The following is a 20,614-nucleotide window of genomic DNA, read 5'->3' on the forward strand; positions in this document are numbered from 1 at the left end:
ACGGGGCGAGCAGCGCATTCCGCTGCTCGCCCCGTGCCCGTGAGCGGACTCTTCTGGATAAGGTGCAGATATGAAGCTCGAACTTCGCGGCATCACCAAGCGATTCGGCACTCTGGTGGCAAACGACCACATCGACCTCGTGGTCGAGCCCGGTCAGATCCACGCGCTGCTGGGTGAGAACGGCGCAGGAAAATCAACGCTGATGAACGTCCTGTACGGCCTCTACCAGGCCGACGAGGGCGACATCCTCCTCGACGACGTCGTGCAGCACTTCCGAGGACCCGGCGACGCGATGGCGGCCGGTATCGGAATGGTGCACCAGCACTTCATGCTGGTGCCGGTGTTCACCGTGGCCGAGAACGTCATGCTCGGTCACGAGCAGACCAAGGGGCTGGGCGTGCTCGACATCGCCAAGGCCCGCGCGCACGTGCGCGCCGTCGCCGAGCGATTCGGCTTCGACATCGACCCGGACGCGATCGTCGGCGATCTGCCGGTGGGCGTGCAGCAGCGGGTCGAGATCATCAAGGCGCTCTCGCGGGACGCCAAGGTCCTCGTCTTCGACGAGCCGACCGCGGTGCTGACCCCGCAGGAGACCGACGAGCTGATGGGCATCATGCGCCAGCTCCGCGACGAGGGGACGGCGATCGTCTTCATCACGCACAAGCTGCGCGAGGTGCGCGAGGTCGCCGACACGATCACCATCGTGCGCCTCGGCAAGATCGTCGGGGAGGCCTCTCCGACGGCGAGCAACGCCGAACTGGCATCCCTGATGGTGGGCCGTGCGGTCGAACTGACTGTGCAGAAGGAACCGCCGAACCCCGGCGAGGGCGGCCTCGAGGTCAGCGGGCTGCGTGTGCTCACGCCGGCCGGAGCCATCGTCGTCGACGGCGTCGACTTCACCGTGCGCCCCGGCGAGGTGCTCGCCATCGCGGGCGTGCAGGGCAACGGACAGACCGAGCTCGTCGAGGCGCTCGTGGGCCTGGCCGCGCGGGTCGAAGGGTCGATCTCGCTCGACGGCACCGAGCTCGTCGGACGCAGCGTCCGCGCCATCCTCGACGCCGGCGTCGGCTTCGTGCCGGAGGACCGCACCGAGGACGGCCTCGTCGCCGCATTCTCGGTCGCCGAGAACCTGATCCTCGATCGCACCTCGGATCCGGCGTTCAGCACGGCCGGGACCGTGCGCCGCGGTGTGCTGGAGGACTTCGCCAAGGAGCGGATCGCCGAGTACGACATCCGCGCCCAGGGGCCGCACACGCCTGCCGGGACGCTGTCCGGCGGCAATCAGCAGAAGGTCGTCATCGCACGCGAGATGAGTCGTGAGCTCCGGCTGCTGGTGGCTGCCCAGCCGACGCGCGGTGTCGATGTCGGCTCGATCGAGTTCATCCACAAGCGCATCATCGAGACCCGGGATGCCGGTGTGCCGGTCGTGGTCGTCTCGACCGAGCTCGACGAGGTCGCGGCACTGGCCGACAGGATCGCTGTGATGTATCGCGGAAACATCATCGGGATCGTGCCCGGTGACACGCCAAGAGAGAAGCTGGGGCTGATGATGGCCGGAGTGGCCGATGCGGAGGTGACCGAATGAGCGGGACGACACCCGGGGCGGGCGATGCGACCAAGGGGCTGCCGCCCGAGCAGCTGCCGCCCAGCTCCGGCATCCCCGGCAGCGAGCGCGAAGACCTCGCACCGCCGCGCAGCAATGTGCTGATCAAGGAGATCATGCGCAGCAGCGCGGTCACCACGGTGCTGGCGATCGTGCTGGCACTCCTGGTCGGAGGCGTACTCATCGCACTGACCAACGAAGACGTGCAGAAGACGTCGGTGTACTTCTTCGCGCGTCCCGGCGACATGCTGAACGCGGTCTGGGTCGCGGTGTACGACGGCTACGAGGCGCTGTTCCGCGGCGCGATCTTCAACGCGAGGGGCAACACCTTCGCCGCGCAGATCAAGCCGCTGACGAACACTCTGGGCTTCGCCGCACCGCTGATCGCGGCGGGCCTCGGCGTCGCTCTCGCCTTCCGCGTCGGTCTGTTCAACATCGGTGCACGCGGGCAGATGCTCATCGCCGTCGGCTTCGCGGGACTGTTCACGTTCTCGCTGGATCTGCCGATCTGGCTGCACATTCCGGCCACGCTCATCGTCGGCATCGCCGGCGGTGCGCTCTGGGGCGGCATCGCCGGCCTCATCAAGGCGCGCACCGGTGCGCACGAGGTGATCCTCACGATCATGCTCAACTACATCGCGTACTACCTGCTGCTCTGGATGATCCGCACCCCGGGTCTGCTGCAGAAGCCCGGCACCAACCAGGCGCTGGGGTCGCCGACACCGGAGACCGCGCGGTTCCCCGAACTTCTCGGACCGCGCTTCCCGCTGCTCGATCTCGGCTTCGTGCTGGTGATCGTCGCGACCCTGTTCGTGTGGTGGCTGATCGAGCGCTCGTCTCTTGGCATGCGGATGCGGGCCGTCGGCGAGAACCCGCACGCGGCGCGCGCGGCGGGCATCAACGTGCAGCGCATCTACGTGTACGCGATGCTGTTCGCCGGCGGTCTGGCGGGCCTTGCCGGCATGAACCAGGTGCAGGGCGCGGTCACGACCGGCATCACCGAGACGATCGACGCCGGCATCGGCTTCGACGCGATCACGGTGGCGCTGCTCGGGCGCAGCAGGGCGTGGGGCACTTTCGCCGCAGGCATCCTGTTCGGTGCGCTGAAGGCGGGGTCGTTCTCGATGCAGGCGCAGGACATCCCGGTCGACATCGTGCTGGTGGTGCAGTCGCTCGTGGTGCTGTTCATCGCGGCCCCGCCGCTGCTGCGCACGGTGTTCTTCCTCCCCAAGACGGATGCTGAGAAGGCCGCCAAGGCGCGAGCCAAGGCTGCGAAGAAGGCGGTGGCGGCATGAGCACGCTCGCACAGACCGAGGCGTCCGACGGGACGGTGCAGCTCGCGACCGTTCGCGAGCGCAAGTGGAAGACGCCCATCGTCCTGGCATCGGTGACGGTGCTGCTGGCCCTGCTGTTCCTCATGGTTCCGCGCACGGGCACGAGCACGTTCCGGCTCAGCGACCGCTCGTCGGCGATCAAGCTGCCCGACGTCCCGCTGCCCACGGCGCTGACCTGCTGGGTGCTCATCGCCGTCATGATCCTGCTCGTGGCGCTCGCCGTCGTCCAGGTGCAGGCGTACCGCACGCCGCCGCTCTGGCTGATCTCGGTGTTCGGCGTCGTCGGCGTGCTCGCCTTCCTGGTCTGGGCCTCCGCCGGCGGACTCGTGCCGGTCACCAGCCTGCTGGTCGGCGCGGTGTCCCTGTCGGTGCCGCTCGTGTTCGGTGCTCTCGGCGGCGTGATCGGCGAGCGCGCCGGAGTGGTCAACGTGGCCATCGAGGGGCAGCTGCTGCTCGGCGCCTTCTCTGCGGCGCTGCTGTCGAGCATCACCGGCAACCCGTTCGTCGGGCTGTTCGGTGCGATGGTCGGCGGCGTGCTCGTCGCGAGCGTGCTCGCGGCGTTCGCGATCAAGTACCTCGTCGAGCAGGTCATCGTCGGTGTCGTGCTGAACGTGCTGGTGACCGGACTCACCGGATTCCTCTACGGGGCGCTGCTGGCTCCGAACGAGGCGACTCTGAACACCGCGGTGCGCTTCGAGCGGATCAAGATCCCGCTGCTGGGCGACATCCCTGTGATCGGTCCGGTGCTGTTCAACCAGACGATCATCGTGTACCTGATGTTCGTCACGGTCGCACTCGTGGCGTGGGGCCTGTACCGCACCCGCTGGGGTCTGCGCCTGCGGGCGGTCGGAGAGCACCCCAAGGCCGCCGACACCGTCGGCATCCGCGTGAACCCGACCCGATTCTGGAACGTGCTGCTCGCCGGTGCCATCGCGGGCATCGGCGGGGCGTACTTCACCCTCGTGTCGGTGCCGCAGTTCGGCAAGGAGATGACGGCGGGTCTGGGCTTCATCGCCCTCGCCGCCGTGATCTTCGGACGCTGGGACCCGATCCGCGCGACGCTCGCGGCGCTGCTGTTCGGCTTCGTGACCAACCTGCAGAACCTGCTCGTGATCCTGAAGACGCCGATTCCCGGTGAGTTCATGCTCATGCTGCCGTACCTGGTGACGCTGCTCGCGGTGGCCGGGTTCGCCGGACAGATCAAGGCGCCGGCAGCCGACGGCAAGCCGTACATCAAGTCCTAGGAGGACGGAACACAGATGACCGACATCGACTGGGACGATCTGCGCCAGGTCGCGACCGAAGCGATGCAGAAGGCGTACGCGCCGTACTCGCGATACAAGGTGGGTGCAGCGGCGCTCGTCGACGACGGACGGGTCGTGGCGGGATGCAACGTGGAGAACGCCTCGTACGGGGTGACGCTGTGCGCCGAGTGCGCGCTGGTGGGTGATCTGCACATGTCCGGCGGTGGCAAGCTCGTCGCGTTCGTGTGCGTGAACGGCGACGGGCAGACGATCATGCCCTGCGGCCGCTGCCGTCAGCTGCTGTTCGAGCACGCGACCCCGGGAATGCTCCTGGAGACGGTCTCCGGCATCCGCACGATCGACGAGGTGCTGCCCGACGCGTTCGGGCCGCGCGCCCTCCGGCAGGCTCAGGGACCGGTTGGAGAAGGACGATGAGCGTGGAACCGTTCGACGCCGTCGACGTCATCCGCGCGAAGCGCGACGGCGGCGCTGTCCCCGAGGACGCACTGCGATGGATGGTGGACGCGTACACCCGCGGCTACGTCTCCGACGCGCAGATGGCCTCGTTCGCGATGGCAGTGTTCCAGCGCGGCATGGAGCGTGACGAGATCCGGGTGCTCACCGATGCGATGATCGCGACGGGGGAGCGGATGAGCTTCGCCTCGCTCGGCAAGCGCACCGTCGACAAGCACTCCACCGGCGGCGTGGGCGACAAGATCACCCTGCCGCTCGCCCCTCTGGTCGCCGTGTTCGGCGTGGCGGTGCCGCAGCTCTCGGGCCGCGGCCTCGGCCACACCGGCGGCACCCTGGACAAGCTCGAGGCGATCCCCGGCTGGCGCGCGGCGCTGTCGAACGAGGAGATGTTCGCGCAGATGAAGTCCGACGTCGGCGCGGTGATCTGCGCCGCCGGCTCGGGGCTGGCCCCTGCGGACAAGAAGCTGTACGCGCTGCGCGATGTCACCGGCACGGTCGAGGCGATCCCGTTGATCGCGTCGAGCATCATGTCGAAGAAGATCGCCGAGGGCACCGATGCGCTCGTGCTGGACGTGAAGTTCGGCTCGGGTGCGTTCATGCAGGACATCGACCGCGCGCGCGAACTGGCTCGTACGATGGTCGCGCTCGGCACCGATTCGGGTGTGGCCACGACTGCGCTGCTCACCGACATGAACGTGCCGCTCGGCCTCGCCATCGGCAACGCCAATGAGGTGCGCGAGTCGGTGGAGGTGCTCGCCGGAGCCGGCCCCGCCGACGTCCGCGAGCTCACCGTCGCGCTCGCGCGCGAGATGCTCGCACTGGCCGGGCAGCCGGATGCCGACGTCGAGGCCGCCCTGGATGACGGTCGTGCGATGGATCAGTGGAAGGCGATGATCCGCGCGCAGGACGGCGACCCGGATGCCGCACTGCCGACCGCCCGCGAGACGCATGTCATCACCGCACCGGAATCCGGCGTCGTGACCCGCATGGAGGCGCTGCCCTTCGGAATCGCCGCCTGGCGCCTCGGTGCCGGACGCGCACGGGCGGAGGATCCGGTCATCCACGCGGCGGGCATCGACCTGCACGTCAAGCCCGGAGAGTCCGTTGCCGCCGGACAGCCGGTGTTCACGCTCTCCGCCGAGGATCCCGCGCGTTTCGCACGCGCACTCGAGGCTCTCGAGGGCGCGTGGGCCATCGGGGCCGAGGCGCCCGTGTCCGGCCCGCTGGTGCGCGAGCGCATCACCGCCTGAACCGACCGATTCCCGAGGAGACCCGATGACCATCGACCAGAACGGCGACGTCCGTGTGCAGGGCGTCTCGCTGCGCGGCCTGCCCAAGGTCTCGCTGCACGACCACCTCGACGGGGGCGTGCGACCGGAGACGATCCTCGAGCTGGCTGACGCGCACGGCGTCAGCGCCCCGGCATCCGACGCCCCCGCCCTGCGCCGCTGGATCGGCGCGCAGAGCGACTCCGGCTCGCTGCCGAAGTACCTCGAGACGTTCTCGCTGACCACCGCCGTCATGCAGACCGCCGACGGGCTGGCGCGCGTGGCGCGCGAGTTCGTCGCCGACCTGGCGGCCGACGGCGTGATCTACGGCGAGGTGCGCTGGGCGCCTGAGCAGCATCTCGTCGGAGGGCTCTCGCTGACCGAGGCCGTCGACGCCGTGCAGCGCGGCATCGAGGAGGGCGAGGACGAGGCGGATGCCGCGGGTCGCAGCATCCGCGTCGGCCAGATCCTGTCCGCGATGCGGCAGGCGGATCGCACCCGTGAGATCGCCGAGCTCGCGGTGGCCTACCGCGGCCGAGGCGTCGTCGGATTCGACATCGCCGGTCCGGAGGACGGTTTCCCGCCCGCCGCACATCGCGAGGCGTTCGACTACCTCGCCGGGGAGTTCTTCCCCGTGACCGTGCATGCCGGTGAGGGTGCGGGACCCGCCTCGATCCGGTCTGGGCTGATCGACGGCCGCGCTCTGCGCCTCGGGCACGGTGTGCGCATCGCCGAGGACCTGCAGATCATCGACCATGAGGGCGACGAGGTGCAGGTGCAGTTCGGCGATCTGGCTCGCTGGGTGCGGGATCGGGAGATCCCGCTCGAGCTGTCGCCGTCGTCGAACCTGCAGACCGGGGCATCCGCGCTGTGGGGCGACGACCTCGCCGACCACCCGTTCGACCTGCTCTACCAGCTCGGCTTCGCGGTGACGGTGAACACCGACAACCGCACCATGAGCGGCACCTCGCTGACACGGGAACTGGCACTGCTGGTGGACGCGTTCGGCTACGACCTGGAGGATCTGGAGACCTTCCAGTTCAACGCCGCCTCGGCGGCCTTCCTCCCCGTCGAGGAGCGCGAGGAACTGGTCGAGATCATCGCGGAGGGCTTCGAGCGCTGAGTTCTGCCAGGATGGGAGGATGAGCTCCGTCTTCATCGCCGGCCCCGCCTCCTGGAACTCCCTGGTCGTGCTGGACAGGCTTCCCGAGCCTGTGCCGCACATGCAGTTCGCCGAGGACTCCTGGGAGACTTTGGGCGGCACCAGCGCCGGCAAGGCGCTGAGCCTGACTTCGCTCGGACGCGACGTGCTGCTGTACGCGACCAGCGGGACCGACGCGCCGGGCGCCCGCGTACGCGCCGCATTGGCGGATGCTGGTGTGCCGACCCTCTGGGCCGACGGTGCGACCGAGCGGCACCTCAATCTCATGACGCGGGCGGGAGAGCGCGTGTCGCTCTATCTCGCGTCGCCGGATGCCGCAGACGGCGCCGGTGATGCCGTGCTCGAAGCGGCGATGGCGGATGCCGAGGTGCTGGTGCTCGACCTGGCCGCCGAACCGCTGCGGCTCCTGCCGCTCGCCCGGCGCTCCGGCCGGCCGATCTGGGTGGACGTGCACGACTACGACGGCGAGGCGGAGTTCCACCGGCCGTTCCTGGCGGCGGCGGACGCGGTGTTCTGCAACGCCGACAGGCTGGCCGACCCGGTCGCCTTCCTGCGGTCGCGTATCGACGCGGGCGCCTCGCTGGCGGTCTGCACGCTCGGCGCCGAGGGCGCGGTCGCGGTGGATGCCGCAGGGGACGTGCACCGGGTCTCGGCCGTGCCCGTCGAGGTGCTCGACACCAACGGTGCCGGCGACGCGTTCCTCGCGGGCGTGCTGCACGCGCACCTCGACGGAGCGGATGTGCCCGCCTCGCTGTCCGCTGGTGCACGCTCCGCGTCATCGGTGCTGGGTACTCGCCACCTGCATCCGCTGCTGGACGACGTGCTCCGCTGAGCCGAGTGCGGGCGCCGCTCAGCGCAGGGCGTCGGCGACCGCGCCGACGTGCTCGGTGAGCTGCGCGCGCATGTCCTCGTCGGAGATCGTGGGCGTGCCGTCTCCTGCCTGCGGACCGTAGTCGCCGAAGGACGCGTGCGAGGCGCCCTCGATCTCCACCAGCTCGGCGTCCTCAGGCAGCAGGTGCCGGGCATCCGCGATCTTCTGCGGGGTGGACAGGCCGTCCTCGCTGCCCGACAGGCTGAGCACCGGAAGGCCGGATTCGGCCAGATCGTTCGCACAGTACGAGGCGAACAGCACCAGGGCGTCGGCGTCTTCCGCCAGCTGGCACGAGCGCACTCCGCCGAGCGAATGGCCGCCGACCATCCAGGTGCTGATGTCGGGGGCGGCGGAGGTGAAGGCATCCATCCCGCGCAGGTCGAAGAACGCCAGGTTCAGCCAGGGACGGGTGATCACGACGGTGATGCCGTCCTCGGCGGCGAGATCCTGCAGTTTCGCGATGTACGCCTCCGGCTGCACCTTCGCGCCGGGGATGAACACGAGGCCGACCTCGGAGTCGCCGTCCGCGGGGGAGAGCACGACGCCCTCCGGGGCGTCAGCGTCGATCGTCAGTGCCGGGTTCTGCTCGGCCTCGGCCAGGGGGCCGGGCTCGGCGGTCATCACGCCGACCTGGCTCCAGATCACGGTGCCGCCCACGACGAGGATCACGAGGGCGAGCAGACTCCACAGCGTCCAGCGGAGCACCCGCCTCCCGCGCTTCTCCGGCATGCTTCCAGGCTATCGTCGCGCGACGCCCGGATGCGTGCGCAGGTACTCCTCGAACGCCTCGTACGTGCTCAGCGCGGGGGTGTAGCCGAAGTCGCGCTTCAGCCGGTCGTTCGCGAGCACCGGCCGCCAGCGCAGGAACGGCACCTTCTCGGGGCCGTGCTCGGTCAGATGCAGGAGGCGCCCCACCCGGAGCCCTGCCGACAGCGCCCATGCCGGGATCGTGAGCATTCCCTTGCCGAGCCGCGCGGCGAGCTCGGGAACGGTCATCCGGCCGTCGCCCGCGACGTTGTAGACGCCGGCGGGTCCGCCGGTCGCGGCCCGCACCATCGCACCGGCCACGTCGTCGACCCAGACGAACACGAACGGCGAGTCGGAGCCGGCGATGCGCAGCAGGCGGTCGCCGTCCCAGAGCGCGGTGATCTGGTTGTGCACGGTCGGTCCGAGGATGGTGCCGATCCGGAAGATCACCTGCTCCAGCTCCGGATGCGCGGTGCGGGCATCCGCCAGCATCTCCTCGACCAGGCGCTTGTGACGCGAGTAGGGGAACGCGTCGTTCCCGCGCAGCGGCTCGTCCTCGGTGATCCACTCAGGGTTGTCACCGTGATAACCATAGGCGGCCCCGGAGGACGACACGACGAGCCGCCGCACGCCGGCCTCGACGCATGCCGCGAGCACGTTGGCGGAACCGTCGACGTCGACGCGGTATTCCAGGGCGACGTCGCGACCGGGGTTCACGATGGCTGCGAGGTGCACCACGGTGTCGATCCGGTGCTTCTGCAGTACGGGGGCCAGCGACCCGGCATCCGTCACGTCGAACGGTTCGGAGACGACCTCCGGCACTGCGGAGGCACGCAGGTCACCGCTCACGACGAGCTCCACGTCAGGGTGCGCGGCGAGCAGCCGGGTCACGTGCGAGCCGAGGAACCCGGCGCCGCCGGTGACGAGGACGCGGGTCATGAGGGGTCTCCCGTCGTCGCGACGGCGTGCCGGGACGCGTCGCCGGTCGCCGAGCCGGTGCGGCGCCGCGTGTGCGCCGCCCAGAGCGTGGCGACGATGAGACCCGCGATGATGTCCCACACGCCCCACCAGCCGGCCACCACCGCCATGCCGCCCAGCCCGCCGAAGAACGTGAACACCAGGCCGAGTCCGAGACCGGCGTTGCGGATGCCCACCTCGAAGGTCATCGCCTTGCGCTCCCGGGTGCCGAGGCCGCCGAGGACGGCTGTGCCGTAGCCGAGGCCGAGGGCGACGGCGTCGTGGGCGGCGACCACCAGCAGCACGGTGCCCAGCACGCTGAGGAACACCGCCCAGTTGCCCACCAGCGCGCCGATGATGAAGCCGAGCAGCGCGATCAGGCTGAACCAGCGCACGACCGGCTGCACCTTCGCGGCGAAGCGCGGCGCCTTGGCGCGCAGCAGCAGACCGACCGCGAACGGCAGGCCGATGATCAGCACGATCTCGAGCAGCATCTGCCACGGGTTCAGTTCGACCGCGTGCAGCAGGGTTCGCGCCTTCGGGTGCAGCGAGCCCCAGAAGGCGATGCTCAGCGGCATCGCGACGATGTAGATGAGGTTGCCGACCGCGGTCAGCGACACCGACAGCGCCACGTTGCCCCCGGATCGGTGCGTCAGCACCTGCGAGATGTTGCCGGGAGGGCAGCACGCCACCAGCAGCATGCCGAGGGCCATGGAGGGCGTCACGGGCAGCACCAGGGTCAGCGCGAACGTCACGATCGGCAGCAGGAGCAGCTGCGCGAGGATCGCGATCACGAACGGCTTCGGGTGCTTCGCCACGACGCGGAAGTCGCGCGGGGCGGTGTCCAGCGCGATGCCGAACATGATCAGCCCCAGTACGACGTTGAGGATCATCAACGTGCCCGGGGTGAAGTTCAGGACCACCTCGTCGATGTTCATGCCTTCTCCAGGGCCTTCTTCTGCTTGCGCACGGCGGTGCGATAGGCGTGCTTGTTCACGTAGTACGACATCCGGTCGAGCCCGAGGTAGCGGTAGCCGCCGGTGAGGTCCGGCCAGGGCGATCCGGTGACGCGCTCGCGGAACCTCCGCGCGCGTTCGGGGGAGTGCTCCTCGGCGGCGAGATAGGCGGCGACCAGCTCGGCCTGCTCGTAGCGGCCCTGCCAGCCGATGCCGGACGCCTCGATCATGCCCATCACGTACAGCCCGTTGAACGACGGCGGGAAGACGTTGAGGAACAGCTCCGGGGCGGCGCCCTGCCAGTGCAGGTGCTCGCGATCGACGAACGGATAGTCCAGCGTGTACCCCGTCGCCAGCAGGATCAGGTCGTAGTCGCCGGAGGTTCCGTCCGTGAAATGCACGGTGTCGCCGTCGAAGCGGTCGATGCCGGGCCGGATGCGGAGGTCGCCCTGTCCGAGGTGGTTCAGGATCAGCGTGTTGACGATCGGATGCGACTCGTAGATCCGGTAGTCCGGCTTCGGGAACCCGAAGCGCACCGGGTCGCCGGTGAAGGCCTTCAGCACGCGCGTGTCGATCGCCTGCTTGATGCGGGCGGGCAGCGGACGCCCCTGGTTCAGCAGATCACTCGGTCTGCCCAGCAGGTAGCGCGGCACGAAGTAGTACCCGCGGCGCACGCTCATGTCGACGGATGCCGCGTGGTGCACGGCGTCCACGGCGATGTCGCACCCGGAGTTGCCTGCGCCGATGATGAGCACCCGCTTCCCGCCGAGCCGGGACGCGTCCTTGTAGGCGCTGGTGTGCATGATCTCGCCGGCGAAGTCCCCGGGGAAAGTCGGGACCTGCGGCTCGGCGAGGGTGCCGTTCGCGAGGATGACGCCGTCGTACCGCACGGGGTCGAGACCGGCGGCGTGGAGCATCCAGCCGCCGTCCGCGACCGGTTCGAGGCGTTCGACCTTGGTGTCGAACCGGAACAGCTCGCGCAGGCCGAACTCGTCGGCGTACGAGCCGAAGTACTTCTTGAGGACCCGATGCCCGGGATAGTCGACGTCGGAGTCCATCGGGAACTCGGTGAACTCGGTCGTGGTGCGAGACGAGATCAGGTGCGCGGACTCGTACATCGTGCTGCGCGGGTTGGTGATGTCCCACAGGCCGCCGACATCGTGCGAGGCCTCGTATCCCTCGACGATGATGCCCTGCGCCTGCAGCGCTCTGGCTGCCGCGAGTCCGGAGGGGCCGGCGCCGATGACGGCGTATCTCTTCATTTCTCTCCCGCACGACGACGTGCTGCCTTCTGTCGCCCCCCGGTCTCAGCGATCCTAACCCGGCTGGAATCCGGTGCCGAATCCTGCGATACCGAGGACGGTTCAGGAGAACAGCGCCACGACGCCGCGGACGAGCACCACGAGCGTGCCCGTCCACGCGCACAGCAGCATGATCCTGCGCGCGAGCGCGATCGGGATGCGCCGTGCCAGCCACCCGCCGAGCAGCATCCCCGCTGCTGTGCAGGCGCCCAGCAGGATGAGATCGGCGGGCGGCGAGGAGGGCAGGCCGCGGAGCGCCACCGACACCAGCCCGTATCCGAGGAAGATCACCTGGGCGCTCGCGGCGAACCGCCGCTGCGGCCAGTCGTCGCCCAGTGCAAAGGATGCGAGCGCCGGACCGGACAGACCGCTGGAGGCGTGCATGAACCCGGCGAGGGCTCCGGCGCCGATCGCGCCGCCCCGGCCGTGCAGGTGGCGCGCGACACGGCCGAAGCGCTGAGCGCTGAGCGCGAGCAGACCCATCGCCGCGATGAGCAGCAGCAGGGCGGCATCGGGCAGCACCAGCGCGGTGAGCGCGCCGAGCGGGGCCGCCACGAGACCGGCGCCGAGCAGCCATCGGGTGGGCGGCCAGTCCACCTCGCGCCAGGCGCCGGGCAGCGCGAAGAGGGAGGCGATCACGGCCAGCAGCACCGCGATCGTGACACCCTCCACCGGCCCGTAGACGAGGACGACGGGGCCGATCAGCACGAGCACGAACGCCAGCCCGGTGACGCGCTGGATGACCGCGGCGATCACGGTGACCGCCGCGGTCAGAGCGAGCAGCACTACGAGCGCTCCTCCAGCAGGGCGCGGACTGCGGCTTCGAGTTCGGCGACGGCGGTGCGGGCGGCATCCGCGTCGTCGGCTCTGGCGTCGATGTACACCTTGAGCTTCGGCTCGGTGCCGCTGGGCCGTACGATCACACGCGACCCGTCGGCGAGACGGTAGCGCAGCACGTCGCCCGCGGGCATGCCGGATGCTCCGGTGGCGAGGTCCTCGGCGGATGCCACGGCCCGCTGCCCGAACGCCGTGGGCGGTGTGCGGCGCAGCGAGGCCATGAGCCCTGTGATCACGGAGAGGTCGTCCACGCGGATCGACACCTGACCGCTCGCGAACCGCCCGACCTGCTCGCCGAGTTCGTCCAGCAGACCGGCGATCGTCGTGCCCCGGACCCGTGCGTCGGCGGCGAGACCCAGCAGCGCCACGGCGGCGGAGATGCCGTCCTTGTCGCGCACGGTCTCCGGGTTCACCAGATAGCCCAGCGCCTCCTCGAAGCCGAACACCATCCCCGGCGCGCGGGAGATCCACTTGAAGCCCGTCAGAGTCTCGTGGAAGTCCAGGCCGTACGCCTCGGCGATGGCACCGAGCCCGGGGGAGGAGACCAGCGAGCAGGCCAGCGATGCCCCCGAGGTTCCCTGGGCTGCCTTCGCGGCGCGCAGGCCCAGCAGCAGCCCGACCTCGTTGCCGGTCAGGCGGCGCCAGCCGCCCTCGGACGCGGCATCCGGGATCGCGACCGCGAGCCGGTCCGCGTCCGGGTCGTTCGCGATGACGAACTCGGCGTCCGCGGCGCGGGCCCGCTCGAACGCGAGGTCCATGGCGCCGGGCTCCTCCGGATTCGGGAACGACACCGTGCGGAACGTGGGGTCGGGCTCGCGCTGCTCGTCGACGACGCGCGGTGCCGGGTAGCCCGCCTTCTTCACGACGCGCGAGAAGGTCTCCCAACCGACGCCGTGCATGGCCGTGTACACCCAGCGCATTTCCTGCACGCCCAGCGGCGCAGGGGCGAGGGCGGCCGTCGCGGCGACGTAGGCCTCGACCAGGTCCTCGCCGGCGATCTCGTAGGCCCCCGAGCGCGGCAGCACGGTCACGTCACCGGCATCCGCCACCCGCTGGATCTCGGCGGCGATCTCGGCGTCGGCGGGCGAGACGATCTGCGAACCGTGGTCGTCACCGCCCAGGTACACCTTGTAGCCGTTGTCGTTCGGCGGGTTGTGGCTGGCGGTGACCATCACACCGGCATCCGCGCCCAGGTGCCGCACCGCGAATGCGAGCACCGGTGTGGGCAGCAGCCGGGGGAGCAGGATCGCTCGCAGCCCCGCACCGGCGAACAGCTCGGCGGAGTCGAGCGCGAACCGGCGCGAGTTGCGGCGACCGTCGTAGCCGATCACCACGGTCGGCGCGCCCGCCGAGCGACCCTTCAGATAGGCGGCGAAGCCGGCTGCGGCCTGCGCCACCAGCACCCGGTTCATGCGGTTGCTGCCGGCGCCGAGCGCCCCGCGAAGACCGGCGGTGCCGAAGGCGAGGCGGCCGGCGAACCGATCCGAGAGATCTGCGACCGCGGCGGCGTCGCCGGAGGCGGCGCGGGTGATCACACCGGCCAGTTCGTCGCGCGTCTCGGAGTCGGGGTCCTGCCGCAGCCAGGCGCGGGCCGTGGCGAGCAGCTCGGCGTTCACAGCGCCTCGATCACTCGGGCCAGCAGTGCCGAGATCACCGGCTCGGCGGCCTGACCGGCCTCGATCACCTCGGCGTGGCTGAGAGGGGTCTTCTGGATGCCGGCGGCGAGGTTGGTGATCAGCGAGAACCCGAGGATCTCCATGCCCGCTTCGCGTGCCGCGATGGCCTCGAGCGCGGTGGACATGCCGACGATGTGCCCGCCGATGGCCTTCGCCATCTGCACCTCGGCCGGGGTCTCGTAGTGCGGTCCGCGGAACTGCGTGTACACGCCCTCGTCCAGCGAGGGATCCACGGTTCGTGCGATGTCGCGGAGGCGCTGCGAGTACAGGTCGGTGAGGTCGATGAAGGTCGCGCCCTCGAGGGGCGAGTCGGCGGTGAGGTTGATGTGGTCGCTGATCAGCACGGGCTGTCCCGGCTTCCAGGTCTCGCGCACGCCGCCTGCGCCGTTGGTGAGGACCATGATCTTCGCACCGGTGGCGGCGGCGGTGCGCACCGAGTGCACGACCCGGCGCACGCCGTGGTCCTCGTAGTAGTGCGTGCGTGCGCCGATCACGAGCACGTTCTTGCCGTCGGGGGTGCGGATGCTGCGCAGCGTCCCGACGTGGCCCTCCAGGGCGGGCTTCGAGAAACCGGTGACCTCGGTCGCCGGAACCGTCGCGACGGTCTCGCCGATGAGCTCGGCGGCCTTGCCCCAGCCCGATCCGAGCGTGAGGGCGATGTCGTGGTGGGAGACCCCGGTCAGCCGCGCGATGTCGGCTGCCGCCTGAGCGGCGACCTCGAACGGGTTCGCGCTCGGGTCGTCGAGGGGGTTGGTGAGAGTGTCTGGCATGAGACCACTCTAGGAACGTGCGGCCCCTGCTGCCAGCTTGGGGCTGTGTGCGGGCTCCCGGCCGGTACTGCGAGAATGGTATCCATGGCTCATTCCCCCTTCGCGAACAGGCAGAGCGTCGCCGTCCTCGGCGGCGGCCCCGGTGGTTACGAGGCAGCGCTCGCCGCGGCCCAGCTGGGGGCTGACGTCACCCTCGTCGAGCGCGTCGGCGTCGGCGGCTCCGCCGTCCTCACCGACGTGGTCCCCTCCAAGAGCCTGATCGCCACGGCGGACGCCGCCGTCGCGATCGCCGAGGCGTCCGATCTCGGAGTGCAGTTCTACGCGAAGGGCGACCACGGCAAGCCGCTCAAGCCCGAGATCGCGATCAACCTCGCTGCGGTGAACAAGCGCCTGATGGCGCTCGCAGGCCAGCAGTCCGAGGACATGCGCACCGCGCTCCTGGATGCCGGGGTGAAGATCCTCTCCGGCCACGGGCGCCTCGACGGACACAATGCGATCGTCGTGTCGACCGCGGTGGGCGGGACGGACTTCGATCGCGTCGAGGCCGACACCATCGTCGTGGCCGTGGGAGCCGCTCCGCGAGAGCTGGACTCGGCCAAGCCCGACGGCAAGCGCATCCTCACCTGGACGCAGCTGTACGACATGAAGGCGCTCCCGGAGCACCTCATCGTCGTGGGATCCGGCGTCACCGGCGCCGAGTTCGCCTCGGCGTACATGAACCTCGGCGCGAAGGTGACGCTGATCTCCAGCCGCGACCAGGTGCTCCCCGGCGAGGATCAGGACGCCGCGGCGGTGCTGGAGCGTGTTTTCAAGCGCGGCGGCATGCAGGTGCTGTCGAAGTCGCGCGCCGACAAGGTCGAGAAGACCAAGGACGGCGTCGTCGTCACTCTCTCCGACGGACGCACGGTCGAAGGCAGCCACTGCCTGCTCGCCGTGGGCTCGATCCCGAACACGCACGGCATCGGGCTCGAGGAGGCCGGCGTCGAGCTCACCGAGTCCGGACACATCCGGGTGAACAAGGTGGCGCGCACCTCGGTCTCGAACATCTACGCCGCAGGCGACTGCACGAACTTCTTCCCGCTGGCCTCCGTCGCCTCGATGCAGGGCCGCACCGCGGTGTTCCATGCCCTCGGCGACATCGTGATCCCGCTCGAGCAGCGCCGGATCACGGCGAACATCTTCACCGCCCCCGAGATCGCGACGGTCGGCTACTCCGAGAAGGACGTGCAGGAGGGCGTGATCGAGGGCATCGTGCACAAGCTTCCGCTGGCCGCCAACCCGCGCGCCAAGATGATGGGCATCCGCGACGGCTTCGTGAAGCTGATCGCCCGGCGGGGCTCTGGCACCATCATCGGTGGCGTGATCGTCGCCCCGAAGGCCTCCGAGCTGATCTATCCCATCGCCGTCGCGGTGGAGCGCCGGCTCACGGCCGACCAGGTGTCGCGCGTGTTCGCCGCGTACCCGTCGCTCACGGGCAGCATCACGGATGCCACCCGCGCGATGCACCAGGTCGCGATCTCCTGACCTCCGCGCTTCGACAGGCTCAGCGACCCACGTGGTTGGGTCCCTGAGCCTGTCGAAGGGCCGTAAGGGTATGTCAGCTGATGGTGAGCAGCTGGTGCCCTGCGGACACGGTGGCGCCTGCGTCGGCGTTGATGTTGCCGATCACGCCGTCCTTGTGCGCCTGCAGAGGCTGCTCCATCTTCATCGCCTCGAGAACCACGACCAGGTCGCCCTTGACGACCTGCTGGCCCTCCTCGACGGCGATCTTCACGACAGTGGCCTGCATCGGAGACTTCACCGCGTCACCGGAGGCGCCGGAGTTCGCCGTGGTCGCGTGGCTGCGACGGGACGGCGGCACGGCTGCCGGGCGTCCTGCGGTGCCGGATGCCACGGCGACACGGTCGGGCAGGCTGACTTCGAGGCGCTTGCCGCCGACCTCGACGACCACGGTGTGGCGTCCCGGCGCGGCGGCCGGGTCCTCGAGCTCGCCGTCCCAGGCGGGGATGTCATTGACGAACTCGGTCTCGATCCAGCGCGTGTAGACGCCGAACTCGCCGTTCTCGGCGGTGAAGGCGGGATCACGGACGACCTTGCGGTGGAACGGCAGCACAGTGGGCATGCCGGACACCTCGAACTCGTCCAGAGCGCGGCGTGCGCGCTCGAGAGCCTCGGCACGGTCCTTGCCGGTGACGATGATCTTCGCCAGCAGGGAGTCGAAGGCGCCGGAGACCTGGTCGCCGGCGGTCACGCCGGAGTCGAGGCGGACGCCGGGGCCGCCGAACGTCTTGAAGACGTGGATCGGGCCGGGCTGGGGGAGGAACCCGCGACCCGGGTCCTCGCCGTTGATGCGGAACTCGAGGGAGTGGCCCTGCGGCTCCGGGTCGGCGTAGTCGATGGTGCCCCCGGCGGCGATGCGGAACTGCTCGCGCACCAGGTCGATGCCGGTGACCTCCTCGGAGACGGGGTGCTCGACCTGCAGGCGGGTGTTCACCTCGAGGAACGACACGGTTCCGTCGGCGCCGATGAGGAATTCGCAGGTTCCGGCTCCGACGTAGCCGACCTCCTTGAGGATCGCCTTCGACGCGGCGTACAGCTGGTCGTTCTGCTCCTCCGTGAGGAACGGCGCGGGGGCCTCTTCGACGAGCTTCTGGTGCCGGCGCTGCAGCGAGCAGTCGCGGGTGGAGATGACGACGACGTTTCCTGCGGAGTCCGCCAGGCACTGGGTCTCGACGTGACGCGGCTTGTCGAGGTACTTCTCGACGAAGCACTCACCGCGGCCGAAGGCCGCGACGGCCTCGCGGGTGGCTGACTCGAACAGCTCGGCGACCTCATCCAGCTCGCGGGCGACCTTCAGGCCGCGGCCGCCGCCGCCGTAGGCGGCCTTGATGGCGATGGGCAGACCGTGCTCCTGCGCGAAGGCGATGACCTCGTCGGCGCCGGCGACGGGACCGGGGGTGCCGGGCGCGAGCGGCGCGCCGACCTTCTCGGCCACGTGGCGGGCGGTGACCTTGTCACCGAGCGCCTCGATCGCCTCGGGGGATGGGCCGATCCAGGTCATTCCTGCGCCGATGACGGCGCGGGCGAAGTCGGCGTTCTCGGCGAGGAAGCCGTAGCCGGGGTGCACGGCGTCGGCGCCTGCGCGGCGGGCGACCGAGAGGATCTTGTCGATCTGCAGGTAGGTCTCCGCGCTCGTGGCGCCGTCGAGGGCGTAGGCCTCGTCGGCGAGTCGCACGTGCATGGCGTCCCTGTCCTGGTCGGCGTACACGGCGACAGAGGAGATCCCGGAGTCCCGGGCGGCGCGGATGATGCGTACGGCGATCTCGCCGCGGTTCGCGATGAGCACCTTGGCGATAGCAGGCATGGGTTTCAGCCTAGCGAGTGTCGGACCGATCTCTTTGACGACTCCCCACAAGAAAAACTCGAATTCGTGTCGGGATGCCTTCAAGCGGGTGGGTCACTGAGCCTGTCGAAGTGTCCAGAGCTCAGTCCACACGACGCCGAGTTCACCGGCCAGCCTGCGCAGCGTCGACAGCGACATCCCGACCACGGTCGACGGATCGCCGTCAACGCGGGTGATGAACGGCCCGCCCATGCTGTCCACGGTGAATGCGCCGGCGACGTGCAACGGCTCGCCCGAGGCGATGTACGCGTCGATCTCGGCATCGGTCACATCGGCGGCGAAAGTGACGGCAGCCTCGGCGACCGCGTGGGCCTCGACCGGGTCGGCACCGGGACGCACCCGGAACACGGAGTGTCCGGAGTGCAGCACACCGGTCTCGCCGCGCATCCCGTGCCAGCGCCGCCGCGCCTCCTCGGCCGTGTAGGGCTTGCCGAGCACCTCACCGCCGATCTCGAACATCGAGTCGCCGCCGATCACCAGTCCGTCGAAGTCCGGAGCATCCGCCTGCAGCCGGCGCACGACGTCCGCCGCCTTCGCACGGCCGAGCAGCAGCACGATCTCCTCCGGGGCGAGGGGCGCCCCGCGCTCGGACTCGGTCGCGGCGACGACGGCGTCCTCGTCGACACCGGGGGAGAGCGTCTCGGGTTCGATACCCGCCTGCCGCAGCAGCATCAGACGGGCGGGTGAGGTGGAGGCCAGGAGCACGCGCATGCCTCCCAGTATCTGGGAAGATCGAGGGATGACCTCTTCCGCGGGCGAACTGCTCGATCTCGACATCACCGGTTTCGCGCACGGCGGCACCGCCGTCGCCCGTCACGAGGGCCGTGTCGTGTTCGTCGCCGACGCCATTCCCGGAGAGCGGGTTCGCGTGCGTGTCGCAGATGCGTCGAAGACCGCATTCTGGCGCGCCGACGCCGTCGAGGTCCTCGAGGCCTCTCCGCACCGGGTGCCGCACATCTGGCCCGAGGCGGACATCTCGCGCGACCCGGTCGACCGCGTCGGCGGAGCCGACCTCGGCCACATCGATCTCGGGCACCAGCGCGTGCTCAAGCGCCAGGTGCTGCAGGAGGCGCTGGACAAGTTCGCGGGCACCGGACTCACCGCACCCGAGGTCGCCGGCCTCGACCCTTCGACAGGCTCAGGGCTGGCGAGCGACGGCACCGGCTGGCGCACGCGCATGACGCTGCACGTCGACGACGCCGGACGTGTGGGCCCGTACGCCGCGCGCAGCCACCGGGTCATCGAGGTCGATTCGCTGCCGCTGGCGCGTCCAGAACTCGCCGCAGCCGCCGAGGCCCTGGTCGGCACGCCCTCCGCCGGGCGCATCATCTTCGTCGAGCCGGCCGACGGCCGTGCCAGGGTGCTGCCGCGACCGGACCGGCCGACCCGGTCGCGACGCGGCGCGCGCGCCCACCGGCGGGAGCCGGAGGTCATCGTCGAGAAGGTCGGTTCGCGGGAGTTCCGTCTCGACGTGGACGGCTTCTGGCAGGTGCATCCGCTGGCCGCCGCCACGCTCGACGCCGAGGTGCGGGCGGCTCTCGAGGGGCGGGTCGACCCGGATGCCACGCACTTCGACCTGTACGGCGGGGTGGGACTGTTCGCCGCGGCCCTCGCCGATCTCGGCGCCACGGACGTGGTGACGGTGGAGTCGGACGCCCGCGCCACAGCGCACGCGGAGCGGAACCTCGCGCCGCTGGACGTGCACGCTGTCACCGCGCGGGTCGACCGCTTCCTGACATCCGTTCCCGCGGGAAGCCGGGCCGGCACGATCGTGCTCGACCCGCCGCGTGCCGGCGCGGGGAAGGCCGTCGTCGAGGCCGTGCACGGCCTCGCGCCGGAAGCCGTCGTCTACGTCGCCTGCGACCCCGTGGCACTGGCTCGCGACCTCGGCACCTTCCGCGCTCTCGGGTGGGAGGCGGACCGGCTTCGCGCGTTCGACCTGTTCCCGCATTCGCACCACTTCGAGACCGTGGTGCGGCTGACGCGCTGATCGTCCCCGCCCGCTGAGTAT

The 20,614-nt window shown here is 70.1% G+C and carries 18 protein-coding genes; 9 read left to right on the forward strand and 9 right to left on the reverse strand.

The window, feature by feature from the left end; all coding sequences use genetic code 11:
* Positions 1–70 precede the first annotated feature (70 nt).
* From DY023_RS15575 to DY023_RS15605, 7 genes are read left to right on the forward strand one after another with little or no spacing between them, the layout of a single operon-like run.
* Positions 71–1,585 (forward strand): ABC transporter ATP-binding protein, encoded by a 1,515-nt coding sequence (locus DY023_RS15575; protein WP_116243260.1) that lies wholly within the window; start codon positions 71–73, stop codon positions 1,583–1,585.
* A complete protein-coding gene (locus DY023_RS15580) occupies positions 1,582–2,898 on the forward strand; it encodes an ABC transporter permease (protein ID WP_116243261.1) in 1,317 nt (438 codons plus the stop codon). Before DY023_RS15575 ends, DY023_RS15580 begins: the two co-directional genes overlap by 4 nt.
* Positions 2,895–4,181, forward strand: coding sequence for an ABC transporter permease (locus DY023_RS15585; protein WP_116243262.1), 1,287 nt, complete (start codon positions 2,895–2,897; stop codon positions 4,179–4,181). The genes DY023_RS15580 and DY023_RS15585 overlap by 4 nt, the downstream gene beginning before the upstream one ends.
* 15 nt (positions 4,182–4,196) lie before the next feature.
* On the forward strand, positions 4,197–4,616 hold the full coding sequence (locus DY023_RS15590) for a cytidine deaminase (protein WP_116243263.1): 420 nt from the start codon (positions 4,197–4,199) through the stop codon (positions 4,614–4,616).
* The gene (locus tag DY023_RS15595; RefSeq protein ID WP_116243264.1) at positions 4,613–5,905 is read left to right on the forward strand and encodes a thymidine phosphorylase; all 1,293 of its coding nucleotides are present in this window, start codon (positions 4,613–4,615) and stop codon (positions 5,903–5,905) included. Before DY023_RS15590 ends, DY023_RS15595 begins: the two co-directional genes overlap by 4 nt.
* Before the next feature lie 25 nt (positions 5,906–5,930).
* Positions 5,931–7,046 (forward strand): adenosine deaminase, encoded by a 1,116-nt coding sequence (locus DY023_RS15600; protein WP_116243265.1) that lies wholly within the window; start codon positions 5,931–5,933, stop codon positions 7,044–7,046.
* A 19-nt stretch (positions 7,047–7,065) separates the two neighbouring features.
* Positions 7,066–7,917 carry a carbohydrate kinase family protein gene (locus DY023_RS15605; RefSeq protein WP_116243266.1) on the forward strand — a complete coding sequence of 284 codons (852 nt, stop codon included), beginning with the start codon at positions 7,066–7,068 and terminating at the stop codon, positions 7,915–7,917.
* A gap of 18 nt (positions 7,918–7,935) precedes the next feature.
* Here the strand turns inward: DY023_RS15605 and DY023_RS15610 are convergent, their stop codons facing one another.
* The 7 genes from DY023_RS15610 to DY023_RS15640 all read right to left on the reverse strand — a co-directional run bounded on the left by DY023_RS15610 (position 7,936) and on the right by DY023_RS15640 (position 15,200).
* Positions 7,936–8,685: an alpha/beta hydrolase gene (locus DY023_RS15610; protein WP_116243267.1), complete on the reverse strand. Its 750-nt coding sequence runs from the start codon at positions 8,683–8,685 to the stop codon at positions 7,936–7,938.
* A 9-nt stretch (positions 8,686–8,694) separates the two neighbouring features.
* A complete protein-coding gene (locus DY023_RS15615; protein WP_116243268.1) occupies positions 8,695–9,642 on the reverse strand; it encodes an SDR family oxidoreductase in 948 nt (315 codons plus the stop codon).
* Complete coding sequence (locus DY023_RS15620; protein ID WP_116243269.1) at positions 9,639–10,598, reverse strand: bile acid:sodium symporter family protein; 960 nt, start codon at positions 10,596–10,598, stop codon at positions 9,639–9,641. The genes DY023_RS15615 and DY023_RS15620 overlap by 4 nt, the downstream gene beginning before the upstream one ends.
* On the reverse strand, positions 10,595–11,878 hold the full coding sequence (locus DY023_RS15625) for a flavin-containing monooxygenase (RefSeq protein WP_116243270.1): 1,284 nt from the start codon (positions 11,876–11,878) through the stop codon (positions 10,595–10,597). Before DY023_RS15625 ends, DY023_RS15620 begins: the two co-directional genes overlap by 4 nt.
* A 102-nt stretch (positions 11,879–11,980) precedes the next feature.
* Positions 11,981–12,703 carry a TSUP family transporter gene (locus DY023_RS15630; protein WP_116243271.1) on the reverse strand — a complete coding sequence of 241 codons (723 nt, stop codon included), beginning with the start codon at positions 12,701–12,703 and terminating at the stop codon, positions 11,981–11,983.
* Positions 12,703–14,370 (reverse strand): phospho-sugar mutase, encoded by a 1,668-nt coding sequence (locus DY023_RS15635; RefSeq protein WP_116243272.1) that lies wholly within the window; start codon positions 14,368–14,370, stop codon positions 12,703–12,705. The genes DY023_RS15630 and DY023_RS15635 overlap by 1 nt, the downstream gene beginning before the upstream one ends.
* The gene (locus DY023_RS15640; RefSeq protein ID WP_116243273.1) at positions 14,367–15,200 is read right to left on the reverse strand and encodes a purine-nucleoside phosphorylase; all 834 of its coding nucleotides are present in this window, start codon (positions 15,198–15,200) and stop codon (positions 14,367–14,369) included. The genes DY023_RS15635 and DY023_RS15640 overlap by 4 nt, the downstream gene beginning before the upstream one ends.
* Positions 15,201–15,284: 84 nt before the next feature.
* Here DY023_RS15640 and DY023_RS15645 point away from each other — a divergent pair, with 84 nt between their 5' ends.
* Positions 15,285–16,724, forward strand: coding sequence for an NAD(P)H-quinone dehydrogenase (locus DY023_RS15645; RefSeq protein ID WP_425453471.1), 1,440 nt, complete (start codon positions 15,285–15,287; stop codon positions 16,722–16,724).
* Between the two features lie 73 nt (positions 16,725–16,797).
* Here the strand turns inward: DY023_RS15645 and DY023_RS15650 are convergent, their stop codons facing one another.
* Positions 16,798–18,564, reverse strand: coding sequence for an acetyl/propionyl/methylcrotonyl-CoA carboxylase subunit alpha (locus DY023_RS15650; protein WP_116243275.1), 1,767 nt, complete (start codon positions 18,562–18,564; stop codon positions 16,798–16,800).
* 93 nt (positions 18,565–18,657) lie between these two features.
* Positions 18,658–19,314 carry a Maf family protein gene (locus DY023_RS15655; protein WP_116243276.1) on the reverse strand — a complete coding sequence of 219 codons (657 nt, stop codon included), beginning with the start codon at positions 19,312–19,314 and terminating at the stop codon, positions 18,658–18,660.
* Positions 19,315–19,342: 28 nt separating this feature from the next.
* Here DY023_RS15655 and DY023_RS15660 point away from each other — a divergent pair, with 28 nt between their 5' ends.
* Positions 19,343–20,593, forward strand: coding sequence for a class I SAM-dependent RNA methyltransferase (locus tag DY023_RS15660; RefSeq protein ID WP_116243277.1), 1,251 nt, complete (start codon positions 19,343–19,345; stop codon positions 20,591–20,593).
* The last annotated feature ends 21 nt before the right edge of the window (positions 20,594–20,614 follow it).

It is taken from the genome of Microbacterium bovistercoris, from assembly GCF_003387575.1.
Classification (GTDB): Bacteria; Actinomycetota; Actinomycetes; order Actinomycetales; family Microbacteriaceae; genus Microbacterium; species Microbacterium bovistercoris.